At 73.4% G+C, this 25,234-nt stretch carries 24 protein-coding genes, 1 tRNA gene and 1 pseudogene; 15 read left to right on the forward strand and 11 right to left on the reverse strand.

The window, feature by feature from the left end; all coding sequences use genetic code 11:
* Nucleotides 1-21 precede the first annotated feature (21 nt).
* The 15 genes and pseudogenes from ZF1_RS12615 (at nucleotide 22) to ZF1_RS12685 (ending at nucleotide 14,352) form a co-directional block, all read left to right on the forward strand.
* On the forward strand, nucleotides 22-696 hold the full coding sequence (locus ZF1_RS12615) for a DUF4097 family beta strand repeat-containing protein (RefSeq protein WP_482637327.1): 675 nt from the start codon (nucleotides 22-24) through the stop codon (nucleotides 694-696).
* 190 nt (nucleotides 697-886) lie between these two features.
* Nucleotides 887-1,780: a ParA family protein gene (locus ZF1_RS12620; protein WP_482637328.1), complete on the forward strand. Its 894-nt coding sequence runs from the start codon at nucleotides 887-889 to the stop codon at nucleotides 1,778-1,780.
* 2 nt (nucleotides 1,781-1,782) lie between these two features.
* Nucleotides 1,783-2,646, forward strand: a pseudogene (locus ZF1_RS12625) (segregation and condensation protein A); the annotation flags it as partial.
* Nucleotides 2,647-2,899: 253 nt separating this feature from the next.
* On the forward strand, nucleotides 2,900-4,354 hold the full coding sequence (gene scpB / locus ZF1_RS12630) for an SMC-Scp complex subunit ScpB (protein ID WP_482637329.1): 1,455 nt from the start codon (nucleotides 2,900-2,902) through the stop codon (nucleotides 4,352-4,354).
* A gap of 5 nt (nucleotides 4,355-4,359) precedes the next feature.
* Nucleotides 4,360-5,121, forward strand: coding sequence for a pseudouridine synthase (locus ZF1_RS12635; RefSeq protein ID WP_062394310.1), 762 nt, complete (start codon nucleotides 4,360-4,362; stop codon nucleotides 5,119-5,121).
* Entirely contained in the window at nucleotides 5,121-5,483 is a 363-nt protein-coding gene (gene aroH, locus ZF1_RS12640; protein ID WP_062394311.1) for a chorismate mutase, read from the forward strand. The genes ZF1_RS12635 and aroH overlap by 1 nt, the downstream gene beginning before the upstream one ends.
* 39 nt (nucleotides 5,484-5,522) lie before the next feature.
* Nucleotides 5,523-6,260: a (d)CMP kinase gene (cmk, locus tag ZF1_RS12645; RefSeq protein WP_062394313.1), complete on the forward strand. Its 738-nt coding sequence runs from the start codon at nucleotides 5,523-5,525 to the stop codon at nucleotides 6,258-6,260.
* The gene (locus ZF1_RS12650) at nucleotides 6,257-6,952 is read left to right on the forward strand and encodes a lysophospholipid acyltransferase family protein (protein WP_208823969.1); all 696 of its coding nucleotides are present in this window, start codon (nucleotides 6,257-6,259) and stop codon (nucleotides 6,950-6,952) included. The genes cmk and ZF1_RS12650 overlap by 4 nt, the downstream gene beginning before the upstream one ends.
* Before the next feature lie 167 nt (nucleotides 6,953-7,119).
* Complete coding sequence (gene der, locus ZF1_RS12655; protein WP_357547657.1) at nucleotides 7,120-8,448, forward strand: ribosome biogenesis GTPase Der; 1,329 nt, start codon at nucleotides 7,120-7,122, stop codon at nucleotides 8,446-8,448.
* Nucleotides 8,448-9,422, forward strand: a complete 975-nt coding sequence (locus ZF1_RS12660) for a quinone oxidoreductase family protein (protein ID WP_482637330.1) — start codon at nucleotides 8,448-8,450, stop codon at nucleotides 9,420-9,422. The genes der and ZF1_RS12660 overlap by 1 nt, the downstream gene beginning before the upstream one ends.
* Before the next feature lie 59 nt (nucleotides 9,423-9,481).
* On the forward strand, nucleotides 9,482-9,715 hold the full coding sequence (locus ZF1_RS12665) for a hypothetical protein (RefSeq protein WP_062394321.1): 234 nt from the start codon (nucleotides 9,482-9,484) through the stop codon (nucleotides 9,713-9,715).
* 26 nt (nucleotides 9,716-9,741) lie between these two features.
* Complete coding sequence (locus ZF1_RS12670) at nucleotides 9,742-12,651, forward strand: ATP-binding protein (RefSeq protein ID WP_482637331.1); 2,910 nt, start codon at nucleotides 9,742-9,744, stop codon at nucleotides 12,649-12,651.
* A 74-nt stretch (nucleotides 12,652-12,725) separates the two neighbouring features.
* Nucleotides 12,726-13,499 (forward strand): DUF5995 family protein, encoded by a 774-nt coding sequence (locus ZF1_RS12675; protein WP_482637332.1) that lies wholly within the window; start codon nucleotides 12,726-12,728, stop codon nucleotides 13,497-13,499.
* 44 nt (nucleotides 13,500-13,543) lie between these two features.
* On the forward strand, nucleotides 13,544-14,251 hold the full coding sequence (locus ZF1_RS12680; protein ID WP_482637333.1) for a LuxR C-terminal-related transcriptional regulator: 708 nt from the start codon (nucleotides 13,544-13,546) through the stop codon (nucleotides 14,249-14,251).
* 27 nt (nucleotides 14,252-14,278) lie between these two features.
* Nucleotides 14,279-14,352 (forward strand) — tRNA-Pro (locus ZF1_RS12685).
* 352 nt (nucleotides 14,353-14,704) lie between these two features.
* Here the strand turns inward: ZF1_RS12685 and ZF1_RS12690 are convergent.
* The 11 genes from ZF1_RS12690 to ZF1_RS12740 form a co-directional block, all read right to left on the reverse strand.
* Complete coding sequence (locus ZF1_RS12690; RefSeq protein WP_482637334.1) at nucleotides 14,705-16,633, reverse strand: FAD-dependent monooxygenase; 1,929 nt, start codon at nucleotides 16,631-16,633, stop codon at nucleotides 14,705-14,707.
* Nucleotides 16,634-16,636: 3 nt separating this feature from the next.
* Complete coding sequence (locus ZF1_RS12695; protein WP_482637335.1) at nucleotides 16,637-17,350, reverse strand: class II aldolase/adducin family protein; 714 nt, start codon at nucleotides 17,348-17,350, stop codon at nucleotides 16,637-16,639.
* A gap of 52 nt (nucleotides 17,351-17,402) precedes the next feature.
* Entirely contained in the window at nucleotides 17,403-18,194 is a 792-nt protein-coding gene (locus tag ZF1_RS12700; protein ID WP_482637336.1) for an IclR family transcriptional regulator, read from the reverse strand.
* A gap of 86 nt (nucleotides 18,195-18,280) precedes the next feature.
* Nucleotides 18,281-19,009 carry a 3,4-dihydroxyphthalate decarboxylase gene (gene phtC, locus ZF1_RS12705; RefSeq protein ID WP_179760128.1) on the reverse strand — a complete coding sequence of 243 codons (729 nt, stop codon included), beginning with the start codon at nucleotides 19,007-19,009 and terminating at the stop codon, nucleotides 18,281-18,283.
* Nucleotides 19,006-20,250 carry an NAD(P)/FAD-dependent oxidoreductase gene (locus ZF1_RS12710; protein ID WP_482637337.1) on the reverse strand — a complete coding sequence of 415 codons (1,245 nt, stop codon included), beginning with the start codon at nucleotides 20,248-20,250 and terminating at the stop codon, nucleotides 19,006-19,008. The genes phtC and ZF1_RS12710 overlap by 4 nt, the downstream gene beginning before the upstream one ends.
* Nucleotides 20,250-20,444, reverse strand: a complete 195-nt coding sequence (locus ZF1_RS12715; RefSeq protein ID WP_010223632.1) for a ferredoxin — start codon at nucleotides 20,442-20,444, stop codon at nucleotides 20,250-20,252. The genes ZF1_RS12710 and ZF1_RS12715 overlap by 1 nt, the downstream gene beginning before the upstream one ends.
* Before the next feature lie 32 nt (nucleotides 20,445-20,476).
* Nucleotides 20,477-21,280, reverse strand: coding sequence for a 3-(cis-5,6-dihydroxycyclohexa-1,3-dien-1-yl)propanoate dehydrogenase (gene hcaB, locus ZF1_RS12720; protein WP_482637338.1), 804 nt, complete (start codon nucleotides 21,278-21,280; stop codon nucleotides 20,477-20,479).
* The gene (locus tag ZF1_RS12725; RefSeq protein ID WP_482637339.1) at nucleotides 21,277-21,612 is read right to left on the reverse strand and encodes a hypothetical protein; all 336 of its coding nucleotides are present in this window, start codon (nucleotides 21,610-21,612) and stop codon (nucleotides 21,277-21,279) included. The genes hcaB and ZF1_RS12725 overlap by 4 nt, the downstream gene beginning before the upstream one ends.
* Nucleotides 21,609-22,217, reverse strand: a complete 609-nt coding sequence (locus ZF1_RS12730) for a 3-phenylpropionate/cinnamic acid dioxygenase subunit beta (protein ID WP_073575176.1) — start codon at nucleotides 22,215-22,217, stop codon at nucleotides 21,609-21,611. Before ZF1_RS12730 ends, ZF1_RS12725 begins: the two co-directional genes overlap by 4 nt.
* A complete protein-coding gene (locus ZF1_RS12735) occupies nucleotides 22,214-23,596 on the reverse strand; it encodes a Rieske 2Fe-2S domain-containing protein (RefSeq protein WP_482637340.1) in 1,383 nt (460 codons plus the stop codon). Before ZF1_RS12735 ends, ZF1_RS12730 begins: the two co-directional genes overlap by 4 nt.
* Nucleotides 23,597-23,701: 105 nt before the next feature.
* Entirely contained in the window at nucleotides 23,702-25,171 is a 1,470-nt protein-coding gene (locus ZF1_RS12740; protein WP_482637341.1) for an aldehyde dehydrogenase family protein, read from the reverse strand.
* Nucleotides 25,172-25,234: the final 63 nt, after the last annotated feature.

Here is a 25,234-nt window from a genome sequence, read left to right on the forward strand (position 1 = left end):
CACGGAGCGTGGGCGACACGGGTGACGACACTGGCGGCGGCCGGACTCCTCCTGGCCGGATGCGGTGGTGTCGCCGCCGGGCAGGAGCGGCAGGAGGCGGTGAACGAGCCCGTCGACGGGACGGTCACCCGGGTCGAGGTCGACTCCGACGCCGGGGCGCTGCGCCTGGTCGCGGGGGAGAAGGCGTCGGTCGAGCAGGACCTGCGGTGGACCGGCGAGGCCCGCCCGCAGGTCGAGCAGAAGGTCGACGGCGGCGTCCTGCGGGTCACCGTCCGCTGCCCGGACCAGGGCAGCGACCGCTGCCAGGCCGGTCTCGCGGTGACCGTGCCCGCCGCGTCGTCGGCGCTGGTCGACGTGCGTGCGGGCGGCATCGAGGTCCAGGGGCTGACCGGGGCGCTGGACCTGACGTCGTCGGCGGGCGAGGTCAGCGCCACCGGTGCCGGACCGGGCGACGTGCGGGCGAGGTCCAGCGCCGGCGCGGTCGAGCTGACCTTCGCCGCGGCGGCCGCGGACGTGACCGCGGAGTCCAGCGCCGGCGGCGTCGGGATCCGGGTCCCGGTCGGTCCGGCCTACGAGGTGACCGCCGAGAGCTCCGCCGGATCGACCGAGGTCGGCGTCCCCGACCAGCCCGGTGCCGACCACCGGATCACCGCGAAGAGCAGCGCGGGCGGGGTCTCGGTCCTGCCCGCCCGCTGAGGCGCGACACGCCGGGGCGCACCGTCGGCCGGACGGCGCCCGCCCGCAGGTAGGGTGACCGGGAAATCCATACCGCGACGTGGCCCGACGGGGACGTCGCCGCACGTGGGGACATCTCCTGCAGTGCGGTCTCAGGCCCTGACCGGGACCCGGGACCCGGCACGGTACCCGCGACGAGACCGGAGACCGCATGAACCCGACGCGGCCGGAGGCCCAGGGCAGGCTCGACGACCCGAGCGACGAGCCGACGCCGGATCACGGGCGAGGCACCCAGACCACCAGCGCGCGCGCTCCCGAGCCCGCACCGCTGTCGGTGCACGGCCCGGCCCGCGTGATCGCGGTGGCGAACCAGAAGGGCGGCGTCGGGAAGACGACGTCGACGATCAACCTCGGGGCCGCGCTCGCCGAGTACGGCCGCAGGGTCCTGCTCGTCGACTTCGACCCGCAGGGCGCGCTGTCGGTGGGCCTCGGCGTGCAGCCCCACCAGCTCGAGTCCACCGTCTACAACCTGCTGATGGAACGCGGCGTCGAGGCCGACGAGGTGCTCCAGGACACCGGCGTCGAGAACCTGGACCTGCTGCCGTCGAACATCGACCTGTCGGCGGCCGAGGTCCAGCTCGTCACCGAGGTCGGCCGGGAGCAGGCACTCGGCCGTGCCCTCAAGCGGTTCCTGCCCGACTACGACATCGTCCTCGTTGACTGCCAGCCGTCGCTGGGCCTGCTCACGATCAACGCGCTCGCCTGCGCCGACGAGGTCCTCATCCCGCTGGCGTGCGAGTTCTTCTCGCTGCGCGGCGTGGCACTGCTGATGGACACCATCGACAAGGTCACCGAGCGGCTCAACCCGGACCTGCGCCTGCTCGGCGTGCTGCCGACGATGTTCGACACCCGCACGCTGCACACCCGTGAGGTCCACGACCGCGTGGTGGAGGCGTTCGGGGACAAGGTGTTCGACGCCGTCATCAACCGGACGATCAAGTTCCCGGAGACCACGGTCGCCGGTGAGCCGATCACGACGTGGGCGCCCACGTCGTACGCCGCGGAGGCGTACCGGATGCTCGCCCGCGAGGTCATCGCCCGGTGACACTGCTCGCCGACGGTGCTCCCGAAGGTCTGGGCGACGGTCTCGACGACAACGACGTCGCCGCGCCGCGGACCCGTCGTTTCACCGTCCGGCTGTACAACTTCGAGGGCCCGTTCGACCTGCTGCTGCAGCTGATCGGCAAGCACGAGCTCGACCTCACCGAGATGGCCCTGCACAAGGTCACCGACGACTTCATCGCCCATCTCACCGACCTCGGCGACGACGCCGACCTCGACGAGATCACCGAGTTCCTGGTCGTCGCGGCGACCCTGCTCGACCTGAAGGCCGCGCGGCTCGTGCCCGGCGCCGAGGTCGACGACGAGGACGACCTCGCCCTGCTCGAGGCCCGTGACCTGCTGTTCGCCCGGCTGCTGCAGTACCGCGCCTACAAGGAGGCCGCGGCGCTGTTCGTCGAGCTCGAGAACGGCGCGATGCGCCGCTTCCCGCGCTCGGTCGCGATCGAGGACCGCTACGCCGAGCTCCTGCCCGAGGTGCTGCTCGGCGTCGACGCGCAGGCCTTCGCCGAGCTCGCCGCCGCGGTGTTCCGGCCCCGCCCGCCCGACGAGGTCGGCGTCGACCACCTGCACGCGGTGCACGTGTCGGTGCCCGAGCACGCGGCGATCCTGCGGGAGCGGCTCGCGCTCGCCGGGACGGCCACCTTCGCCGACCTGACCGCCGACTGCGTCGCGACGCTGGAGGTCATCGCCCGGTTCATGGCGCTGCTGGAGCTGTACCGGGAGCGCTCGGTCGCCCTGGAGCAGCCGGAGGCGTTCGCCGACCTGACGGTCACCTGGACCGCGGACCGCGAGGACGACCCGGTCGCCTACGCCGCCGCGCTGGAGGACGAGGCCGCGGCCGCCGAGGAGGCGGTGCGGGCGCGCAACCGGCGCCGCCGGAAGAGGAACCGCGTCGACGAGTCGGTCGCGTCCGGCCCCGGCTCCGCCCCTGACTCCGTCGCCGACTCCGATCCCGATGCCGACTCCGATTCCGGAGCGGACCCGGAGGCTCGGGACGCGGACCCGGACGACCCGGATACGGACCTGGACGACCCGGACGCCGACCTCGACGGTCTGCACGTGCTCCATCCCGACCCCGACGACGAGAGGACCGGAACCACCGGTGACTGAGCCGGACGACCGGCCGGGCTCCGACGACCCGGAGGACCCCTCCGAGCTGCTGCGCCTGATCGGCCGTACGGTGCCGCGCAGCCCGCACGCCACCGCGTCGCCGCAGGTCGCGCCGGGCGCGGACGAGCGAGCCGCCCCGGAGCCGGAGGCCACGGCCGACGCCGCCGACGAGGACGCGACCACTGCCGACGCCGAGCTCGCCCGCACCGCGGAGCCCGCCGACGACGTGGATCCGTCGGCCGACAGCGACGGCGCCGTGGCAGATGGCGTCGTCGCCGATCGCGCGGCTGCCGACGGCGTCGCTGTTGATCGAGCCGGGGCACATCACACAGATGCCGGCGCCGCCACCGGGGCGGCCGGGGCGCACACCTCGGAGCAGCCCGAGCCCGCCACCGCCACACCTGTGACGCCCCGTCCGGGCGATCGAGACGCACGTTCCGGCCCTGCCGAGGGCGGAAACGTGCATCTCGATGGGTTCGGGGACCCCACCGTCGGCGATGCCACCGCCTCCGACACGTCGGCGGACCATCGAGCGCTGCGAAACGGTGCTCGCGACGACGCATTCGCAACGCTCGACGCCGACGCCGACGGCGACTGGTCCGGGCGCCCCGGCGGGCGCGAGTCCGGCCACGTCGCCCCGGCGACCGAGCACCCCGCGGCGGGGCCCGGTGACACAACGGTTGTCCCGGCAGCCGGGACCGCGACCGGCGCCGCGGCCGGGCCGGCCAACGCAGCCGGGCCGGCCAACGCAGCCGGGCCGGCCAACGCGGCCGGGCCGGAGAACACAGCCCACGGAGCCGAGGGCCCGCGAACAGCGGACCCAGGAACCGAGGAACCCGGAACCGAGGAACCCGGAACCCGGGACGAGCCGGAACCCGAGGAGCCCGAGTTCCACGAGCTCGCCGACGACACCGAGCTCGAGCACGCCCTGGAGGCGCTGCTCCTCGTCGTCGACGCCCCCGTCGACGAGCCGTCCCTGGCCACGGCGCTGCACCAGACGCCGTCGCGGATCCGGCAGACGCTGCACCGGATGTCGCTGGCCTACACCGCCGACCGGCGCGGCATCGACCTGCGCCGCGCGGGGGAGGGCTGGCGGTTCTACACCCGCGACCGCTACGCCCCCTACGTCGAGAAGATGCTGATGGACGGCCAGCGCGCCCGTCTGACCCGGGCCGCGCTGGAGACCCTCGCCGTCGTCGCCTACCGGCAGCCGGTCACCCGTGCACGGGTCTCCGCGGTCCGCGGCGTCAACTGCGACGGCGTGCTCCGCACCCTGCTCACCCGTGGACTGGTGGAGGAGGCCGGCACCGAGGAACACACAGGGGCGACACTGTTCAGGACGACCGAGCTGTTCCTCGAACGGCTCGGGATCTCCTCCGTGGCCGAGCTGCCCCCGCTGGCACCGCTGCTGCCCGACATCGACGCGATCGACGACCTGGAAAGCTAGGCACCATGAGCAACACACACGACCCCGACGGCGTCCGGCTCCAGAAGGTGCTGGCCCGCGCGGGCGTCGCCTCCCGGCGCGCGGCCGAGGACCTCATCGCGCAGGGACGCGTGCAGGTCGACGGCGAGACCGTCCGCGAGCAGGGCCGCCGGATCGACCCGGACACCGCGGTCGTCCACGTCGACGGCGCCCGGGTCACCCTGCGCGACGACCAGGTCTACCTGGCGCTGAACAAGCCGTTCGGGCTGCACTCCACGATGTCCGACGACATGGGCCGACCCTGCGTCGGTGACCTGCTCGCCGACCGCGTCGAGATCATGAACACCGCGCAGCGGCTGTTCCACGTCGGCCGGCTCGACGCCGAGACCGAGGGGCTGCTGCTGCTCACCAACGACGGCGAGCTCGGCCACCGGCTGATGCACCCGTCCTACGAGGTGCCCAAGACCTACCTCGCCGAGATCGAGGGCAAGATCGCCCGCGATCTCGGGCGACGCCTGCGCGACGGCATCGAGCTGGACGACGGCATCGCCCGTGTCGACTCGTTCAAGCTCGTCGACGCCGTCCCCGGCCGGGCCACGGTGCAGCTGGTCCTGCACGAGGGCCGCAAGCACATCGTGCGGCGGATGCTCGCCGAGGTCGGCCACCCGGTGCAGCGCCTGGTCCGGACCCACGTGGGCACCGTGGCCCTGGGCAACCAGCGTCCCGGCAAGCTCCGTCCCCTCGACCGCGTCGAGGTGGGCTCCCTGTACAAGGCGGTGGGTCTCTGATGGCCGTGCGGGCACTGCGGGGCGCGACCCAGGTCGACGCCGACGACCGCGGGCAGATCCTCGACCGCTCCGCCGAGCTGGTCACCGCGGTGCTGGAGCGCAACGAGCTGGTGTCCGACGACATCATCTCGATCTGGTTCACCGCGACCCCGGACCTCACCGCCGAGTTCCCGGCCTACGCGGCACGGCTGCTCGGGCTGACCGACGTGCCGCTGATGTGCGCCACCGAGATGTCGGTGCCCGGCGCGCTGCCGCGGGTGCTGCGGCTGCTCGCCCACGTGGACACCCCGAAGCCGCGCTCGGCGATGCGGCACGTCTACCTGCACGGGGCGCGGGCGCTGCGCACCGATCTGCCCCAGTAGGACACCCCGCCCCGTCGTGGCGGGGGCCGACCGGCGACAATGCCGGACGCAGCAACTCGAACACGGTGGGGGAACAAGGTGGCCTTGCGGGGCGTCGTCGCGATGGACGGTCCGTCCGGGACGGGCAAGTCGACCGTCTCCCGACGGCTGGCGCAGGCCTGCTCGGCGGCCTATCTGGACACCGGGGCCATGTACCGCGCCGCGACGCTGGCCGCGCTGCGCGCCGGGCTGGGCGAGGGCGCGACCGAGGACGAGATCGCCCGCGCCGCGATCGGGGCCCGTCTGGAGTCGGGCACCGACCCGGTCGCCCCGACGATCACCCTGGACGGCGAGGACGTCTCCGGCCCGATCCGCGGCCCCGAGGTGACCGGGTTCGTCTCGGCCGTCTCGGCGGTGCCGCAGGTCCGGGCCGAGATGGTCGCCCGCCAGCACGCCCTGATCCGCACGGCGGTCGAGAGCGGCGGCGGGATGGTCGTCGAGGGGCGCGACATCGGTACCGTCGTGGTGCCGGACGCGCCCCTCAAGGTCTACCTGACGGCGTCGCCGGAGGTCCGCGCGGCGCGGCGCGGGCGGCAGGACGAGAAGGCGGGCCGCAAGGCCGACCTGCACGTCACCCTCGCCGACGTCGAACGCCGGGACCGGCTCGACTCGTCGCGCCGGGTCTCCCCGCTCTACGCGGCGGCGGACGCGCTGGTGCTCGACACCGACCACCTGTCGGCGGACGCGGTGCTGGCGAAGCTGCGCGAGCTCGTGTCCGCGCGGGGGCTGGACGGGTGAGCCGGGCGCGTGCGCTGCCGGAGGACGCTCTCGGGTGGCTGCACGACCTCGGCCGCTGGATCGGCACCTGGCTGTGGGTCCCGTTCTTCCGGGTGCGGATCCGGCACCGGGAGCGGATCCCGGCGACCGGTCCGGTGGTGCTCGTCGCGAACCACAGCGCGTTCGTCGACGGACCTCTGCTGTTCGGCATGTTCGGGCGCCGCGTGGTGTTCCTCGTGAAGGCGGAGATGTTCTCCGGGATCGTGGGGACACTGCTGCGGTGGCTGGGGCAGGTGCCGGTGCGGCGGGACGTCGTCGACCGGCGGCCGCTGACGACCCTGCTGGAGGTCCTGCGCGACGGCGGCATGGTCGCCGTCTTCCCGGAGGGCACCCGCGGCACCGGCGAGGTCGGCAGCGACATCGGCAGTGCCCGGCAGGGCGCGGCCTGGCTGGCCCGCTCGGCATCGGCGCCGCTGCTGCCGGTGGCGGTGCGCGGTACGCACCGCCCGGCGGGTGCGGCCCGCCGCCTCCGCCCCCGGGTGGACGTGCTGGTCGGCGACCCGCTGCCGGCGCCGACGGCGCCGGGACGGAACGGCCTGGCCGCCGCGACCACCGAGGTCACGGAGGCCCTGCGGACACTGGTCCGCGAACTGGACAACGAACACAGGCAAGTGACACGGCCCGACGCGGCCGGGGACGTGAGAGAGCAGTGAGCGAGAGCAGCGAACGCGGAACGAGCCTCGGCGGGGCGTACCGCAGCGGCGTCGAGATCGGTGACGCGGCCGACCGGGCCGAGATGGACCGGCTCGGGCTGGACCCGGCGGAGTTCGTGGCCGTCGACGAGGAGGGCGTCGTCACCGCGGGGATCGACCCCGACGAGATGCTGGCGACCCCGACCCTGGCCGTCGTCGGCCGCCCGAACGTCGGCAAGTCGACCCTGGTCAACCGCATGCTGGGCCGTCGCGAGGCGGTCGTGCAGGACGTGCCGGGGGTGACCCGCGACCGCGTCGTCTACGACGCGCTGTGGAACGGCCGCCGGTTCAAGCTGATGGACACCGGTGGCTGGGAGCCCGACGCCGCCGGCCTGCAGGGGTTCGTCGCGAAGCAGGCCGAGACCGCGATGCGCCTCGCCGACGCCGTGCTGCTCGTCGTCGACGCCTCGGTCGGCGCCACCGCGACCGACCAGGCCGTCGCGCGGGTCCTGCGCCGCGCCGACGTGCCGGTGATGCTGTGCGCCACCAAGGTCGACGACGACCGGCTCACCTCCGACACCGCCGACCTGTGGCGGCTCGGGCTCGGCGAGCCGCACCCGGTGTCCGGCCTGCACGGCCGCGGCTCCGGTGACCTGCTCGACGCGATCCTGGAGATCCTCCCCGAGACCCCGCGTGACGACTTCGGCGCCTCCGGGGGCGGTCCGCGCCGCGTCGCGCTCGTCGGCAAGCCGAACGTCGGCAAGTCCAGCCTGCTGAACAAGCTGGCGGGCGAGGAGCGGTCGGTCGTCCACGACGTCGCGGGCACCACCGTCGACCCGGTCGACTCCCTGGTCGAGCTCGACGGCCAGGTGTTCCGCTTCGTCGACACCGCCGGCCTGCGCAAGCGGGTCAAGATGGCCTCGGGCATGGAGTACTACGCCTCGCTCCGGACGAGCTCCGCGATCGAGTCCGCCGAGGTCGCGCTGGTGCTGATCGACGCCTCCGAGCCGATCGCCGAGCAGGACCAGCGGGTCCTGACGATGGTGGTGGAGTCCGGGCGCGCCCTGGTCATCCTGTTCAACAAGTGGGACAAGGTCGACGAGGAGCGCCGCCACCAGCTCACCCGTGAGCTGGAGCGCGACCTGATCAGCGTGCGCTGGGCGGAGCGGGTCAACGTCTCCGCGCTGACCGGGCGGTCGACCCAGCGGATCGCGCCCGCGCTGAACCGCGCACTGGAGTCGTGGGACACCCGGGTGCCGACCGGGCGGCTCAACCAGTGGCTCAACGACCTCGTCGCCGCGACCCCGCCGCCGGTCCGCGGCGGCAAGCAGCCGAAGATCATGTTCGCGACGCAGGCGCAGACCCGCCCGCCGACGTTCGTGCTGTTCACCAGCGGGTTCCTCGAGGCGGGCTACCGGCGCTTCGTCGAGCGCCGGCTGCGCGAGGAGTTCGGGTTCGGCGGGACGCCGATCCGCGTCTCGGTCCGGGTCCGCGAGAAGCGCCCCCGGAGGAAGTGATGCGGGCCCTGCGTGGCCGTCCCGGTGCCCGGACCTGGGAGGTCGACGAGATCGACACCCCGGTCCCGGGCCCGGGGGAGCTGCTCGTGCGGGTCCGGGCGGCCGGGGTGAACCGGGCCGACCTGCTGGCGCTGGGCGGCGGCTATCCCGTCCCGCACGCCGGCGACGACGGCTCGTTCACCGCGGGCATGGAGCTCGCCGGTGAGGTCGTGGACGCCGGTCCGGGCGTCACCGGTGCCCCGGGCCGCGGGCCGGGGGACCGGGTGTTCGCGTCCGCGCCCGCCGCGTTCGCCGAGTACGCCGTCGTCGACGCCCGCCGCGCCCTGCCGGTCCCGTCCGGCCTGTCCTGGACCGACGCCGCCGCCCTGCCGGTCGCGCTGGAGACCGCGCACGACGCGCTGGTCACCCAGGCCGGGTTCGGCGCCGACGGCGGCGCCGTGCTGGTGCTCGGTGGCAGTACGGGGGTCGGGCAGGTCGCGATCCGGCTCGCCGCCGCGCTGGGCGCCGCACCGGTCCTCGCGACGACGACCTCGCCCGCCAAGCGCGCCGCGCTCGTCGACGCGGGGGCGGTCCCGCTCGTCGGGGTGGAGGCGCTGGGCGACCTCGACGGGCCCGTCGACGTCGTGCTGGACCTCGTCGGCGGCGACCACCTGGCCGCCGCCCTGCCCGCCGTGCGGATCGGCGGGACCGTCGTGCAGATCGGCCGGCTCGCCGGGCCGTCGGCGACGCTGGACCTCGACACCCTGTCCTTCCGCAGGCTCCGCCTGATCGGGACCACCTTCAGCGTCCGCAGCGCCGACGAGCGGGCGGCCGTCGCCGCCGCGCTGACGCCGGTCCTCGGCCTGGTCGGCGACGGCCGGGTGCGCGCCACCGTCGACCGGGTCGTGTCCCTGGACGACGCCCCCGGCGCCGTCGCGCACCTGCGGTCCGGCGGGGCCGTCGGCAAGGTCGTGATCGAGGTCGCCGGATCGTGACGCCGCGCCTGTAACCACCGGCACCGCCCCGGCGAGTGCCCGGGCGTGACGGTGTCGGGGTGACGGTGTTCGAGCGGCTCTGGGTGTGGCGAGTGCGCGCCGCCTGCGAGATGGCGCTGGCCCTGTGCGGCGGCGACGACCTCGTCGACGACGCCCGCACCGAGGCCTCCTGGTACGCCGACCTGCTGCACCCGTGGGACGGCCGGGGCTGCGAGCCCGACGCCCGCGTCCACGCCTGGCTGTCGATCCTGCTCGCCCGGCGCACCGTCGCCGCGGGACCCCTGGAACGGTGACGACACCGTCACTATCGTGGCCGGGCGTGAGGGAGACCCCGGCCGAGGTGTTCCACGGCCGAGTCGCGGAGCTGGACCTGCTCGCCGACGCGCTGCGTGACGCCGTCGCCGGCGGGGCCTCGGCCGTGCTCCTCGGCGGCGACGCGGGGGTCGGCAAGACCCGGCTGGTGTCGGAGTTCGGCCGCACCGCGACGGGCGGCGGCGCGGTCGTGCTGTCCGGCCGCGCGCTGGACATCGCCGACGCCCCGCCGTTCTGGCCCGTCGTGTCGGCGCTGCGCGAGCAGTCCCGCACCCGCGGCGCGCTGGGCCGGGAGTGCGCGGCCGCGCTGTCCCGGCTGGACCGCGCCGACGGGCCGGCCGGGCGGGTCGAGATGCTGGGCGAGCTGGCCGCCGTCGTCGAGCGCGCGGCCCGCCGGGCACCGGTGGTGCTCGTCGTCGACGACCTGCACCGCGCCGACCGCTCCACCCGCGACCTGTTCGCCTACCTGCTGGCGGCGCTGTCGTCGTCGCCGGTGCTGCTGGTCGGCACCTACCGCGACGACCCGGCCGGTGGCGTCCCGATCGACCTGCTCGGGCTCACCGGGGAGCTGCGCCGCCACCGCGGCGTGCGCTTCGCCCGGGTGGAGCCGCTGCCCCGGCACGAGCTGGCCGAGCTGGTCGCGCAGTGGGCACCGGGGCGCCACGACGTCGAGGACCTGGTGTGGCGGCACTCCGGCGGGAACGTGTTCCTGGCCCGCGAGACCGTCCGTGCCGTGCTCGACGGGGACCCGAGGGGAGTGCCGCAGACCGTCCGCGAGCTGGTGCGGGCGGGCGCCGCCGGGCTGTCGACGGGAGCGGTGGAGGTCGTGCGGGCCGTGGCGGCCGGTGTCGGGGAGGTCGAGCACACGCTGCTGGCCGCCGTCGTCGACGTCGACGGGCCGGAGCTGGCCGCGGCCGTGCGGGAGGCGGCCGACGCCGGGTTCGTCGTCGTCGCCGGTGCCGACGGCTACACGCTGCGGCACGGCCTGATGACCGAGGTCGTCTCCGCGGACCTGCTCCCCGCCGAGCGGGTCGAGCTGCACGGCCGCTACGCCACCGCGCTGCACGGCGGCCACCGCGTCCCCGGGTCGGCGGCCCGCCTCGCCCACCACTGGCAGCTCGCCGGGCGCCCGGACGAGGCGCTGGAAGCGACCCTCGACGCGGCGCAGGAGGCCGAACGGCTGCGCGGCTACGCCGAGGCGCACCGGCACTGGCTGCGCGCGGCGACGCTGCCGGTCCCCGATGCCGTCCGCGACCGCGGCCGCTACCTGGAGCGGGCCGCGTCCGCGGCGGCCCTGGCGGGCGACCACGGCTCGGCCGTGGCGCTGCTCTCCGAACGGCTCGGCGAGCCCGACGCGCCCCCCGGCACCGAACAGGCGGTGCTCCGCTCCCGGCTCGGGCGCTACCTCGGCGCGGCGGGCCAGCTGGCCGAGGCCGAGGAGGCCTACCGGCGCGCCGTCGCCACCCTGCCCGCCGGCGACGACCCGGCCGACACCGCCGTCGCCGCCCGCGCCGAGGTCCTCGCCGGCTACGCGGCCGCGCTGCTCGACCGGGCCGACTACGCCGGTGCCCGCGCCGTCGCCGAGGACGCACTGGTCGCGGCACGCCGGGTGGGGGAGCCGCGGGCACTGGCGTCGGTACTGGCGACGCTCGGGTTCGGGGCCGCGCACTCCCGCGACGGCGCCGCCGGACTCGACGCGCTGACCGAGGCCGTCGCCGTCGCCGAGGCCGACGGCGACCCGGAGACGCTGGGGGAGTGCCTGGCCCGGCGCGCGGAGCTGCTGACCGGCCCGCTCAACGCCCTCGACGACGGCGTCGCCGCGGCCCGGGCGGGAGCCGAGCGGATGGCCGGGCTGGGGCTGGGCCGGACCTCGTCGGTGTCGCTGCGGGTGGTGGCGGCGAACGGGCTGTTCCGCGCCGGTGCCTGGGACGAGGCCGAACGGGAGGTGGCGACGGCATGGTCGGCCGGCCCGTCCGGGGCGCAGATGCTGGAGCTGCGCCTGGCCCGCGCCCGGCTGCGGATGGGCCGTGGCGACCTCGACGGCTCCGACGTCGACCTCACCGCGGCCGAGCTGATCGCCGGATCGACGGGCCTGCCCAAGCAGCGGTTGCCGCTGCTGATCCTGCGCGCCGGGCTGGAGATGTGGCGGGGCAACCCGGAGCTGGCGTTCGCCCACGTCGGGAAGGGGCTCGACGTCGTCGAGTCCGGCATCGACGACGTATTCGCAGTCGCGCCGCTGCTCTGGCACGGTGCCCGCGCGCACGCCCAGGCCGTCCTCTCCGGACGTCCCCCCGACGCCAGCGGGCTGCGGCGGCTGCGCCGCCACCGGCGCGACCTCCTCGACCGCGGGGACCGCTCGGCCCCGGCGCTGCGCGGGGTGATCGCGGGCTACGAGGCCATGTGCTCCGCCGAGGACACCCGGATCACCGCCGGGTCCGACCCGGGCACCTGGCGAGGCGTCGCCGACCTGCTGGACGGCCTCGGCCAGCCCTACCCGGGCGCCTACGCCCGGCTGCGCAGCGCCGAGGCGCTGCTCGCGGGCCGCCGCACCGAGGACGGCACCGCGGACCTGCGCCGCGCCGCTCGGCTCGCCGCGGGCCTGCGGGCCGGTCCGCTGCTCAGCGAGATCGCCGAGGTCGCCCACCGGGCCCGGATCGAGGTGCCCGAGCTCGCCGCGGTCGCGACGGACGGCCGCGCCCCGGTCGCCGTGGACGGTCCGCTGGCCCGGCTCACCGACCGGGAGCGGGAGGTGCTGGAGGTCCTCGCCGACGGCGCCACCAACAAGCAGATCGCGGCCCGGCTGTTCATCACCCCGAAGACGGTCGGCGCCCACCTCGCCTCGGTCTTCGCCAAGCTCGACGTCACCAACCGCACCAGCGCCGCGGCCGTCCTCCGCGAGCACCGCACCGACATCTAGGTCATTCGCCCTATACCGTCGCCAGGCACGCTCGACCAGGCTGATCACCGGATCGAGCGACACGGAGGCAGGCGATGACGGCCACCATCGAGACGCCCTCCGGTGAGGGCACGGCCCCGGCGGGCCGGGCGCGCGTCGGAGCGCTGCTCGCGACGCCACCGGAGACGATCGACGGCGTCGTCGCGCATCTGGAGCACCTCCAGGAGATCCTCGAGTGCGAGTACGGACCCGGCGACGGCGTCGCCTCGTTCAACCGGCTCTACCTGCGCATCACCCGCGGCATCCGGGACCAGCTCGACGACGACCTGTTCGCCGACCGGGACTTCCTGGTCCGGCTCGACGTCGAGTTCGCCCGCCGCTACTTCCGGGCCCTGCACGCCGAGGCGACCGGGGGGACCCCGCCGCGGTCCTGGGGGGTGCTGCTGGAACGCCGCCACCACGAGCGGATCTCCCCGGTGGAGTACGCGGTGGTCGGGGTGAACGCGCACGTCAACTTCGATCTGGCGCCCGCGGTCGTGCGTACCTGCACGGTCCTCGGGCGCGGTACCCCCGGTCCGGCCGAGCGGGCCGACTACCGGGCCGTGAACGACGTGTTCTCGCTGCACATGGTCCGCCTGCTCGACGGCTTCGACCGGAAGGACCCCGGCGAGACCTCGCTGTCCGAGCAGCTGCTCGGCTGCGTCGCCGACGTTCCGGTGGTGCTGGCCCGTGACGTCGCCTGGCGGCAGGCCCTCGAGCTGTGGGAGCTCCGCTCCCGGCCGATGGAGTACGAGAACGAGGTCGCGGCGCTCGACCGCCGGACCGCGCTCCTGGGGCGTGGCCTGCTCACGCTGGGAGCCCTGACGTGACACCCGCCCGAGTGGGGGGCGGGCGGGTGTCACACCCTCGGACGGTGGCGGTCGCACCGCTCGGGACGGTGCTGATCATCGACGACCACGAGCTCGTCGGGTCGTCGCTGGCGCTGGCCCTGCGCGCGGAGGGCGAACCGGCCTCGTTCCGTCCCGCGCACTCGCACGTCGACGTGCACCGCGCCGTCGCCGGGGTCGAGCCCGGACTGCTGGTCCTCGACCTGGACGTCGGACGCGACGCCGAGGGCCGCCGGATCGACACCATCCCGCTCATCCCGGGGCTGCGCGCCCAGGGGTGGCGGGTTCTCGTGCTCTCGGGCAGCTCCAGCCCCACCCGGATCGGCGCGGCCCTGCACCAGGGCGGCTTCACCTGGGTGTCGAAGACGGCCTCGATGCCCGCACTGGTCGTCGCGATCCGGGAGGCCCGCGTCGGGCGGTCGCTGCTGCACACCACCCACCGCGACGAGCTCGTGCAGCGCTACGTCGAGTGGGACCGCCGTCAGCGCGCCGTCCGCGGACGCATCGCGACCCTGACCCGCCGCGAGCGGGAGGTCCTCGAACTGCTCGCCGGCGGGGTGCGGGTGCACGCCATCGCCGAGCACTTCGTCGTGTCGCTCCCGACGGTCCGCACGCAGGTCAGGGCGGTGCTCGCGAAGCTCGACGTCGGGTCGCAGCTCGAGGCCGTCGCGCTCGTACGCAGCGTCGACGCCACGGACGACACCCCCGGTGGGATGCTGCCGTGGGTACGGTAAGGTTCCACGTGCCCCGCGAGGGGTGGCCGGGACGTGGCGCAGCTTGGTAGCGCACTTGACTGGGGGTCAAGGGGTCGCAGGTTCAAATCCTGTCGTCCCGACTGTCGGAAACGGGCGGTATCACCTTCGGGTGGTGCCGCCTTTTCTGTTTCTGACCTGGGGATACGTCGACGGTGATGATCCTCGGACGATCATCCTCAATGATCACACTGGAGTCCACTGTGGTCGTATTGTGGAGCAGACGTGAAGCACGTTGCTCCATGGCGCGAACTGAGGTCATGGTCGTGCTCCACGATCGTTGTGCCGTCGGGTGATTCTGGTGTGGTGTGGTGCGGTGGGGTGGTCACGTCCCGCCGACGCACGGTTGCTCGGATTGCGTGGACGGTGAGCATCGCCACCGCGACCGGGCAGTCGACTCTTCGGCGTCCGATTGGCGCACCGGGTGATCGGAGCTCATCGCGCCGGTAGCAGGACTCCGGACAGGAAATCGGTCAGTTCCTCGTGTCCGTGCAGGGGGAGTACGTGCGCGACGTAGTGGTCCGGGCGGACGAGAACCATGCATCCGGTCTCGCGGTCCACGCCCCGGATGTCGAAGACGTCGTCCTCGGCGGGGTCCGGGCAGAACATCTTCTCGTAGTCGACCAGGCCGAACCTGCCCTTGCGGGGCAACAGGACCGCAGGCATCCGGTCAAGGGCCAGGTCGCGGTGGTGCTGCTGGAACACGGCCCGGACATCGATCACGGAGTCCGGCTCGGTGCCCGCGGGGGTGAACCGCGTCAGTGCCGACCGGTCCGAGCCGAGGACCTCGCACAGCTGCCGGAGCGCGGAACGGGTGGCGGCGGGATCCGCCCGGTCGGCGAAGAGGTAGAGGCGCCAGGCGCCGTCGGCCCGGGCGACGTGTCCGAGGTGCATCGGTGCGGCGTCGGCCAGCCGGACGACGGGGGCGGAGTGGAACCGCATCCCCACCGGGAACCCGGGGGCGAGGTGCTGGGACGACCCGGCCGCGGTGATCATCGACGGTGGGTAGCGGACGGCGACGCCCGCGGTGAAGCGTCCCTGGTCGCGGAAGTACTGCTGGAACGTGGCGGGGTCGACGCCGTCCCCGTCGGCAGCGTCGGACTCCGACGGGCGGGCGCTGAACATAGCGGCGAACTCGCGGTCGAAGTCGATGAGCTCCTGGGCGACCTCCTGGCGCTCCTGGCTGTAGGTGTGCAGGAGCTCGGGTCGGGCCGTTCCGCGTAGCACCGAGCCCAGCTTCCAGCCGAGGTTCCAGGTGTCGGCCATCGACACGTTCATGCCCTGCCCGGCCTTGGCGCTGTGGGTGTGGCAGGCGTCGCCGGCGATGAACACCCGCGGCAGGCGGGTGTCGGTCTCACCGGCGGGGACGTCGTCGAACTTGTCGCACAGGCGCTGGCCGATCGCGTAGACCGCCCACCACCCGACGTCGTGCACCTCGAGGGTGTACGGGTGCAGGATCCGGTTCGCCACGGCGGTGAGCTTCTCCGGGGTGGCGTCCTGGTTCCGGAGCATGTCCCGGTCGCGGACGTTGTCGAGCTCGATGTAGAGCCGGACCAGGTAGCCGCCCTCCCGCGGGATGATCAGGATGTTGCCGTCGTTGGCGGAGTGGACGGCGCACTTGAGGCGGATATCGGGGAAATCGGTCACCGCCAGGACGTCGAGGACGCCCCAGGACTGGTTCATCGGATCGCCGACCAGGCTGCGGCCGATCGCCTGGCGGGTACCGCTGCGCGATCCGTCGCAGCCGACCACATACCTGGCCCGGATCGTCGAGGACTCGCCGGTCGGCTGCAAGCCCTCGAGGTGCACGAGCTCGACGGTGACCGGGTGGTCGGACGAGCCGCTGGTGTCGATATCGATGTCGTCGGCCTGCAGGCCGTAGAACGGTGTCGTCCGGCTCGCCGACCGCTCCATGTGCTCGCGCAGGTGGGCGAGCATCCGGGCCTGGTTGACGATCACGTGCGGCATCTCGGAGAGGCCCTCCTCGACGTCGTCGACACGACCGGCGCGCACGATCCGGGACCGGTCCTCCGGGTCCGGACGCCAGAAGCTGACCTCGTTGACCCGGTACGCCTCGTCGATCAAGCGGTTGGCCAGGCCGAACGCCTCGAACATCTCGACGGTGCGGCAGGCGACCCCGTCGGCCTGTCCGACCTCGAGGGGGCCGTCCTTGCGGTCGACCACCACCGTCCGGATGTCGGGGAAGTTGGCCAGCTGCGCCGCCAGGACGAGACCGGCGGGACCGCAGCCGACGATCAACACGTCGGTCTCGTCCGGCAGGCCGGACGGCCGCTCCCGTACCCACGGGTGCGCGTCCTCGACGAGGGGATCGCCTGTCCGGTAGCCGTCGAGATGGAACTGCATGGCTCAGCCTCCCCACCGGCGCACGAGGTAGTCCCAGGCTGCCTGCACGGCGCGGTCGTTGTAGATGTGGTCCCGCTTGGCCAGCGACTCCTCGGGCGGCGACCAGGTCGGCCATCCACCGGCGGCGTGCGTGCGCAGCTGCTGCTCGCACGCCTGCTCGAGCAGCACCGCGGCGACGGTGGCCGCCGGCAGCGTTGCACCGACGGCCACGATGCCGTGGTTGACCAGGAACACCGCCCGGGCGTCGCCGAGTGTGAGCGCGACCGATCGGCCCAGGTCCGGGGTGAGGACGAGGTCCGCGGTATCGGTGAAGCGCGGGACCGCCGGTGGAACGAAGTAGTTGGCCGCGTGGCTGACCGGGCGCAGGTCCTGCCCGCTGGCGGCCAGGGCGACGGCATGTGGTGGGTGCGTGTGCACGACCGCGCCGACGTCCGGGCGGGCCGCCATGATCTCGGTGTGGATCGGGTACTCACTGTGCCGTGCGCCGTCGCCCTCGAGCACCGTTCCGGACGGGTCGACCAGGTGCACCCGCTCCGGGGTGACCTCGTCGAGCCCCCACTCCGCGGTCTTGAGCCAGACGCCGCGGCCGTGCGGGTCGCGGACCGAGGCGTGCCCCCAGATCAGGTCGTGGTGGCCGGTGGCGGCGAGCACCCGGCACGACGTGGCCACCAGCTGGCGGAGGTCGGTCGTCGTCGGGGTTACGGACTCGATGGTCATGCGGATGCGGTCTCCGATCGTGTGGACGTCTTTCGCCCCACGATGTGGAGCGTCAGAGCAGGAGCTTGTCGATCTCCTCGGCTGCGGCGAGCAGCTGCGCGAGGACGGTTTCGCGGGTACAGGCCGTCATCCGGCTGACCGGGGCGGAGGCCGTCACGGCCAGCGGCGTCGGGCCGGAGGACAGCGCGACGGCGAGGGAGCTCACGCCCTCCTCGCTCTCCTCCTGGCTGGTCGCGAAACCTTGGCTGCGAACCTCGGCGAGCTCGCGCACCAGATCGGTGCGGGTCCCCACGGAGTTGGGGGTCAGGCGGGTCAGCTCCTCGTCGGGGTAGATGCGGAACAGGTCCGCCTCGGTGAGGGTGGCCAGCATCGCCTTGCCGTTGGACGTGCAGTGCGCCGGCATCGTCCGGCCCAGCCGGCCCCCGACGCGCAGCGCCCGGCCGCTCTCGATCGAATCGATGAAATGCACGTCGCTGCCCTCGAGCCGGCCCAGGTGCACCGTCTCGTTCAGGTCGGCGTTGAGCCTCTCCAGCACCGGCCTCGCGCGGGTGCGTACATCGAGCCGACGGAGGACGCCGAAGGCGAGCCCGTCCAGCGTCGGCCCCGGGATGTAGCCGCGGGTGCTGGGCTCCTGCCGAACGAACCCGCGGTACTGCAGCATCATCAGCAATCGGTGCGCGGTCGATGAGGCGACGTCGAGATACTGGCTGACGTCGGTGAGCCGCAGCCGCGGTCGCTCGCCGAGCAGCAGCAGGATCCGCAACGCGTTGTCGACCGACTCGATCGGATACCGCGGCGACTCGCCGTACTCCGGTGAGGGCGGAAAGCCCTCGACTCCGTCCATGGCACGACCCTACGCGATGTCTGCTGTGCAGAGAGTCGCACTCGGCATGGGTGGTGGCCGGGTCCGAACTCCGGTGCTCGCTCATGTCAGGCCAACCGTGCGAGCTCGTGCCGCCAGGCCGTGTCATGGTTGAACGAGCCGCCGAGATCGGGCAGCTCGGCCATGTCGGCCTCGGGCAGGTCCCGCAGCCGCCCGCCGGCCGAGACGACGGTCAGGGACAGCCGCGCGATCCGTTCCACCGACACCGCGTTCAGTACCGCCTCCGGCACGCCGGCGCCGGCGCTGGTCAGACCGTGCCCCCGCAGCAGCACCACCGGGCAGCTGCCCATGGCGGCCAGCATCTCCGCGGCCAGTGTGCGGTTGCGGATCAGTACCGCGCGGGGATACACCGGTACACCCGCGTGGGCCAGCTTCGTGCCGGGCATGTCGAACGCGCCGATGATCGGGCGGATACCCAGCCCGGCGAGGTCGGCTGCGACCACCGTCTCCGGGTGTGCGTGTACGACGGCTGTGACCTCGGGCCGGGTCCGGAGCACCTCGGCGTGCAGCGGCAGCTCGTTCGGAGGGTCCCACCCCTGCAGCTCGTCCGGGGTGCCCGGCTCGCCGTCGAGCGTGACCAGGTGCACGTCCTGCGCCGTGGTCCAGGCGAGCCCGCGCTCCTGCGGTCCCCGGCAGCGCACCAGCAGCCGGCGTTCGTCGATCCGCAGGCTGATGTGTCCGAGATAGCCGGGGGCCAGGTCGCGAGCGGCCAGGACCCGGCAGGCGTCGGCGACCTGCCGGCGGAGCGGGGCCAGCTCCGTGCTCGGGTCGGTCACGACGTGCTCGCCGCGCGGCGGGCCGGGAGCCCGGCGAGCTGGGCCACGGCGTCGTCGAACGTCGCGGCAGTGCCCATCAGCCTGCGGCAGACGACCAGCGCCTTCGGCCAGTTCACCGTGACCGCGCCGCACAGCAGGCCGCTGTCGTCGGTGTAGACCGCGGCGCCGCGCGCCTGCGCGCCGTCGAGGTCGCCGAGCAGCTCGTGCCGGGTCGCGGCACCCGGCCGTCCGACGATCTGGATCCGCCAGTCGTACTGGTCGCTCCACACGTACTCGACCGGGCGGTGTGCGCGGAGGTCGTCGGGGTGCACAAGGTTGTGCGCGACGACGGCGGCCTGCTCGACGGCGTTGGTCCAGTGCTCGACGCGCCGGTGCTCCTCGAGGCCGGGGTGGTACCAGCGGGCCACGTCGCCCACCGCGTACACGTCGGGGGATCCCGGTGCGCGGCCGTGCTCGTCGCAGACGACGCCGTCGTCGACCAGCAGGCCGGAGTCCTGCAGCCAGGCATCGTTCGGGATCGCGCCGATCCCGACCACCACCGTGCCCGCGCCGAGCTCGGTGCCGTCGGTGAGCCGTACCCGTAGGTCTCCGGCCCGCCCGTGCACGTCCTCCACGCCCACCCCGAAGCGGGTGGCGACGTCGTGCCGGTGGTGCAGCGTGGTGACGTGCTCGGCCACGGCGTCGCCGACCACCCGGCCGATCGGAGCCGGCAGCGGGTCGACGACGGTCACCTCCCGGCCCAGTGAGCGGGCGGTCGCGGCCACCTCGGCCCCGATGAAACCGCCGCCGACGATGACCACGGGGCTCTGCGCGTCGAGGTCACGGCGCAGCGTGGTGGCGTCGGCGAGCGAGCGGAGCACGTGCACCCCGGACTCGGCGATCCAGGGGGAGGGCCGGGCGTCGGCTCCGGTGGCGAGGACGACGGCGTCGTAGCCCAGCGCCGTGCCGTCGGCGAGCTCGATACGCCGGCCGGCGACGTCGAGCCGCGCCGCGCCGACGCCCAACCGCAGCTCGATGCCGGCCGCCTCGGCGGCCGCGGTGCCGAGCAGCGTGATCCGGTCGGTGTCCCACACACCGGCCAACAGCTGCTTGGACAGCGGCGGCTTGTCGTAGGGGAGGTCGGCCTCCTGCCCCACCAGCACGATCCGGCCGGTGAATCCTTCGGTGCGCAGCGCCTGCGCGGTGCGTACACCGCCGACGGAGCTGCCGACCACGACGACGGTGCCGGTGGTCCGGTCCATCAGTCCTCGATGCCCAGCGCGTCGACCGGGCAGCTGCGGGCCGCTTCCTGCACCCGCGGGCGGTCCTCGTCGGCGATCTCCGTCCGGAGCAGCACGACCTTGCCGTCGTCGTCGATGTCGTAGACGTCCGGGGCGCCGGTGATGCAGTTGCCGTATCCCTGGCATGCTTCGACGTCGGCCAGTAGCCGGGCCATGGTGGTCCTCTCTGTGGGGTGGGTCGGGTTCGTCACGAACGCTTTCGCGGCGCGGAGACGCCGGTTCCGCCGTCGGGGTGCACGACGCCGCCGGTGATGCCGCGCGCGCGTTCGGAGGCGAGGAAGACATAGCTCCAGGCGTGGTCCTCGCCGGACAGCGCCACCTGCAGCGGCACCCGGGCGGCCAGCTCCTGCTCCCGGCCGGGGGTGTCACCGAGGCTGCGGTCGGCGGTGCCCAGGCTCGGCAGTCCGCGGAGGTCGGTGCCCACCGTGCCGCCGGGCGCGACGCCGTTGACCCGTACCTCGGGCGCCAGGTCGTGGGCGAGGGCGGTGACCAGTCCGCGGACGGCGAACTTGGAGGACATGTAGAGGATCCCGCCGCGGCCGGGGGAGTAGGACGAGGTCGACTCGGTGAGCAGCACGACCCCGCGTCCGGACTCCTGCAGGTGACCCAGCGCCGCCTTCACCGAGTGCAGGTGGCTCAGGACGTTGGTCCGGAACATCTCGTCGAAGGCGGTGTCCAGGACGTCGGCGTCGAGCTCGGTGATGCTGCGGTAGAAGTCGAACACCCCGACGCAGTTGACCAGGACGTCCAGCCCGCCGAAGGCCTCCACCGCGGCTGCGACGGCACGGTCGTTGTCGTGGCGGGTCGTCGCGTCGCCGACGGTGACCGGCACCTCGGGTCGGGCCGCCGCGAGGGCGGCCGACTTCTCGGCGTCCCGTTCGAGGACCGCGACCCGGGCGCCCTCGGCCCGGAACACGTCGACGACCGCGCGGCCGATGCCCGACCCGGCCCCGACGACCAGGGCGCGCCTGCCCTCCAGCCACCCGGTCACGAGCCGGCCCCGCTCGGTGCGGGCGGTGTGTCCTCGTCGGGGATCAACGGGGCGAACGGGGTGCCGATCATCGCGGAGAACGTGGCGGTGTTCTGCCAGGTCAGCGACTCGAGCTCGAGCGGGCACAGGGTGACCCACTGCCCGGACTTGGGCGACTCGACCAGCAGCCGCGCCCCGTTGCGGGTGCGGACCAGACGCACCCGGACCTCGGCGAACTCGTTCGCCACCGTGATCGGCTCGCCGGCGGCGTTCTCCAGCAGCTCGGCGTGCTCGGACGCGGCCCGGCGCGCGGCCCGCGCGTCGGCCTGCTCGCCCTCCCACCTCAGCGTCACAGGAAGATCGCCAGGTTCTGCATCCGCATGACCGAGTCGTCGACCAGGATCGTGCGGCGGGCCAGCTTCCAGCCCTCGGGTGTGGAGCGCAGCAGGTCCTCGCGCCCGGCGGAGACGAACGAACCCTCGCGGACGTCGCCCCGGTTGCGGAACAGCAGCGTCGCCGACTCCACCACCAGGTGATCGGGGTCGTCGGCGGCGAACGTGCGCACGTTGCTCAGGTGGTGGCGCAGCCGCGACGGGGGGTCCTCGGTCCAGGCGTGCTCGGTGAGAAACCGGGCCACCCGGCGCGAGAGCGAGTACTTGTCCTCGTCGAAGTGGGCCATGCCCGGCGAGGTGTCGTAACCGGCGCCCAGGGCGGTGGTGACCCGTACCGGCATCAGGTAGTGGATGTCGTCGGTGAGCAGGTCGAGCCACTCGCTGTAGGCCTGGGCGTCGAGCAGCCACGCCTCGTCGACCAGCCACTGGTGGGCCGTCAGGTGGCGCTCGTCGCCGAAGCCGATGGTGGTCCCGGTGCGCTGCACGCGGGAGGCGTGCCCGCCGAGGGCGGACCGCGACGAATGCGTCCCGGGACCGGTCGGTGCGGTCGTGGTCGGGTTGTTCATGCCGGGGTCACCGCCTCGGGCTCACCGACGGTCAGGGTGCCGGCGGCCGCCTGTGGGGTCGCCAGATCGTCGGCCCAGCGATGGAGCAGTGCCCGCTGGTTGTACTCGCTGTAGCCCGTGTGGGCCGAGCCCGGGCCGTGGAACTGCTCGGGCGTCAGCTGGGGGACGACCTCGGTGTCGTCCTCGAGGATCCCCATCCGGCTGTTGAGCTGGAGCCGCCGTGCCATCGAGCCGGCGGCGGTGTTGGTGAGCGAGACCCAGTTCTCCACGTCGTCCTGCTCGAACATGCCGGTCGAGCCGAAGCACATCAGATAGGCCTTGTAGGACAACGCCTTGAACTCCTCCGGGGCCTCGGCGTCGACCGCGAACCAGGACAGCACCTCGGTCTCGTCCTCACTGATCGGCTGCCACTGCCGGATCGAGATGAACGGCAGCACGTCGTCCGACTCGGCCACCCGGGGCCAGTTGTGGACGAACGACAGGTTCGGGTAGATCGACGCCGCGCTGATCATGAAGCCGTCGGTGCCGACGAGGTCACGCTGGTCCTGCGACCACTGTTGCGTCATCCGGTCGACCATCTCCTGGGGGTAGCCGACGTAGCGCAGCCGCTCGTCCAGGGTGCCCGGCGGGAGCTTGTAGGTCGTCCCGCCGCCGGCCCCGGCCCAGTAGGTGGCGCCGTCCTTGCGCTTCTCCGCCTTGGGCTCGCGGAACAGGCCGATCTCCACGACCGAGGTGTGGGTCTGCGGGGTGTGGTACATGTCGCCGGCGAAGTTCTCCGCGCCGATCTTCCAGTTCGCCTTGACCCGCCACCGCTGCGGGCCGCGCAGCTCGATGCCGCTGGCGCTCTGCTTGGTGTAGTAGTCCAGGTAGAACCGGAAGTCGCCGAGGAACTCCTCCAGCGGAGGAGCCTGCGGGTCCATGCTGAGGAAGATCATGCCGTTGTAGGTGGCCAGGTTCGGGGCCGGCAGCAGCCGCTGACCCTTGCGCTTGAAGCCCGCCTCGCCGCCGTAGGCGTCCTGGTGGAACGGCAGGCCGACGATCCGGCCGTCATTGCGGTAGGACCAGCCGTGGTACGGGCAGCGGAAGTGCGAGGCGTTGCCCATCTCGGCGCGGCAGACCTGCATGCCGCGGTGCAGGCACATGTTGAAGTGCGCGCGGATCTCGCCCTGCTCGTCCCGGGTGACGATGAACGAGTCCTCCAGCACCCTGCGGACCACGTAGTCGCCGGGCCGGGCGATCTCGGACTCGTGCCCGACGAAGACCCACGCGCGGGAGAAGACGCGCTCCTTCTCGAGTTCGAAGATCTCCCGGTCGTTGTAGACGTGCGCGGGGATCATCCCGCGACGCACGGCGTCGAGAACGTCGGTCTGGTCGGTCATCGATCCGTCCCCTCGGGCGCCCGTGGGCCGCCCCGATGCGTGTTCTGCTTAGAAGAGTCCATCTCTGTCCAGTAGAGCAACTTGCTCTGGGTGCGTCAACCGGGTTCAGCCCTGCAGAGCGACTGTCACGGCCTTGGTCTCGCTGTAGGACAGCAGTTCCTCGACGGACTCCTCGCGCCCGACGCCGGAGGACTTCGTCCCGCCGAAGGGGAGTCCCCAGTAGTGGCGGGAGCTGCCGTTGATCCAGACGTAGCCGGCCTGCAGTCGCCCGGCCATCCGGTACGCGCGGGTGACGTCGCTCGTCCACACCCCGGCAGTGAGGCCGTAGTCGGTGCGGTTGGCGATCTCGACCGCGTCGGCCTCGTCGGCGAACGTGAGCACCGAGAGCACCGGGCCGAAGATCTCCTCCATGGCAGCGGGGTTGTCCGGTGCCATGTGGGCGAGCACGGTCGGAGCGACGTACCAGCCCTGCTCGCCGACGGTGTCGGGGCGCCCGCCACCGGCGACCACCTCGGCGCCGGCATCGGTCGCGGCGTGGATCGCACCGAGCGTCTTGTCGTACTGTCTGCGGTCGATCACGGGGCCCATCTGGGTCCCGTCGGTCAGCGGGTGCCCGACCCGGACGGCGCGCACCTGATCGACCACGGAGGCCAGAACCTCGTCCGCGATCGACTCGTGCAGCAGCAGCCGGCTGGTCGATCCGCAGGACTGTCCGGCGGTGGCGGTGAAGTTCATCCCGGAGACGGCGCTCGCCGCCGCCGCGTCGAGGTCGGCGTCGGGCATGACGACCAGGGCGTTCTTGCCGCCGAGTTCCAGGGTCACGTACTTCACGCCGGACTCCGCGGCCTCGCGCTGGATGAGCCGTCCGGTGTCGGGTGCCCCGATGAAGCCGATCCTGCGGATCAGGGGGTGTCTGACCAGCGCCTGTCCGCTGACCGCGCCACGCCCCGACACGACCGCGCACAGATCTGGCCCGAACACCTCGGCGGCGAGCTCGGCCATTCGGAGCGAGGACAACGGCGCCTGGTCGGGAGCCTTGAGGACGACGGCGTTACCGGCGACCAGGGGAGCGGCGACCTTCCCTGCGGCGAAGAACAGCGGATGGTTGAACGGGACGATCCGGCCCACGACGCCGTAGGGTTCCTGCACGCTGTAGTGCAGGTTCTCCGACAGCGGGTAGGTCGCCCCACCCAGGGCCAGGGCGTGGTCGGCCATGATCTCGAGCAGGGTCGCCGCCGCGTCGACGTCGGCCCGCATGACCGGCAGCGGGAACCCGGCATCGACCGCGTCGAGGGTGGCGAGTTCGTCGGTGTGTGCCCGCAGCAGAGCCGCGAAGTCGCGCACCGTCGCCGCGCGCGCTCTCGGCGGGAGCGATCCCCAGGCGCGCTGTGCCCCGGCGGCGGCCGCCACGATCCGGTCCACGTCCTCGACCGAGCAGTCCGGGGCGTCGGTCAGGATGCCGCCGGTCGTCGGGTCCTCCACCTCGTAGCGGGCCGTACCGCCCAGCGGCCGACCGCCCAGGAGAACCTCGAAACGGCCGTCGACGACGGCGCGAGGGGTGTCGGACACGGTCATGGGTGAGTCCTTCCGGAAGAACGAGCCGGCGGCGTGTCGTCGCCGACGTGCGGCAGGAGGAGG

Source organism: Pseudonocardia sp. ZF1 (assembly GCF_056835605.1).

Excerpts from the sequence above, each read along its gene's own strand:
- ZF1_RS12675 (WP_482637332.1), top strand. The coding sequence starts at position 12,726 with ATGACGGCCACCATCGAGACGCCCTCCGGTGAGGGCACGGCCCCGGCG.
- ZF1_RS12710 (WP_482637337.1), bottom strand. The coding sequence starts at position 20,250 with ATGGACCGGACCACCGGCACCGTCGTCGTGGTCGGCAGCTCCGTCGGC.
- ZF1_RS12730 (WP_073575176.1), bottom strand. The coding sequence starts at position 22,217 with ATGAACAACCCGACCACGACCGCACCGACCGGTCCCGGGACGCATTCG.
- ZF1_RS12620 (WP_482637328.1), top strand. The coding sequence starts at position 887 with ATGAACCCGACGCGGCCGGAGGCCCAGGGCAGGCTCGACGACCCGAGC.
- ZF1_RS12660 (WP_482637330.1), top strand. The coding sequence starts at position 8,448 with ATGCGGGCCCTGCGTGGCCGTCCCGGTGCCCGGACCTGGGAGGTCGAC.
- aroH (WP_062394311.1), top strand. The coding sequence starts at position 5,121 with ATGGCCGTGCGGGCACTGCGGGGCGCGACCCAGGTCGACGCCGACGAC.
- ZF1_RS12700 (WP_482637336.1), bottom strand. The coding sequence starts at position 18,194 with ATGGACGGAGTCGAGGGCTTTCCGCCCTCACCGGAGTACGGCGAGTCG.
- ZF1_RS12635 (WP_062394310.1), top strand. The coding sequence starts at position 4,360 with ATGAGCAACACACACGACCCCGACGGCGTCCGGCTCCAGAAGGTGCTG.
- cmk (WP_062394313.1), top strand. The coding sequence starts at position 5,523 with ATGCCGGACGCAGCAACTCGAACACGGTGGGGGAACAAGGTGGCCTTG.
- ZF1_RS12740 (WP_482637341.1), bottom strand. The coding sequence starts at position 25,171 with ATGACCGTGTCCGACACCCCTCGCGCCGTCGTCGACGGCCGTTTCGAG.
- ZF1_RS12735 (WP_482637340.1), bottom strand. The coding sequence starts at position 23,596 with ATGACCGACCAGACCGACGTTCTCGACGCCGTGCGTCGCGGGATGATC.
- ZF1_RS12690 (WP_482637334.1), bottom strand. The coding sequence starts at position 16,633 with ATGCAGTTCCATCTCGACGGCTACCGGACAGGCGATCCCCTCGTCGAG.
- der (WP_357547657.1), top strand. The coding sequence starts at position 7,120 with ATGCTGGCGACCCCGACCCTGGCCGTCGTCGGCCGCCCGAACGTCGGC.
- ZF1_RS12715 (WP_010223632.1), bottom strand. The coding sequence starts at position 20,444 with ATGGCCCGGCTACTGGCCGACGTCGAAGCATGCCAGGGATACGGCAAC.
- ZF1_RS12695 (WP_482637335.1), bottom strand. The coding sequence starts at position 17,350 with ATGACCATCGAGTCCGTAACCCCGACGACGACCGACCTCCGCCAGCTG.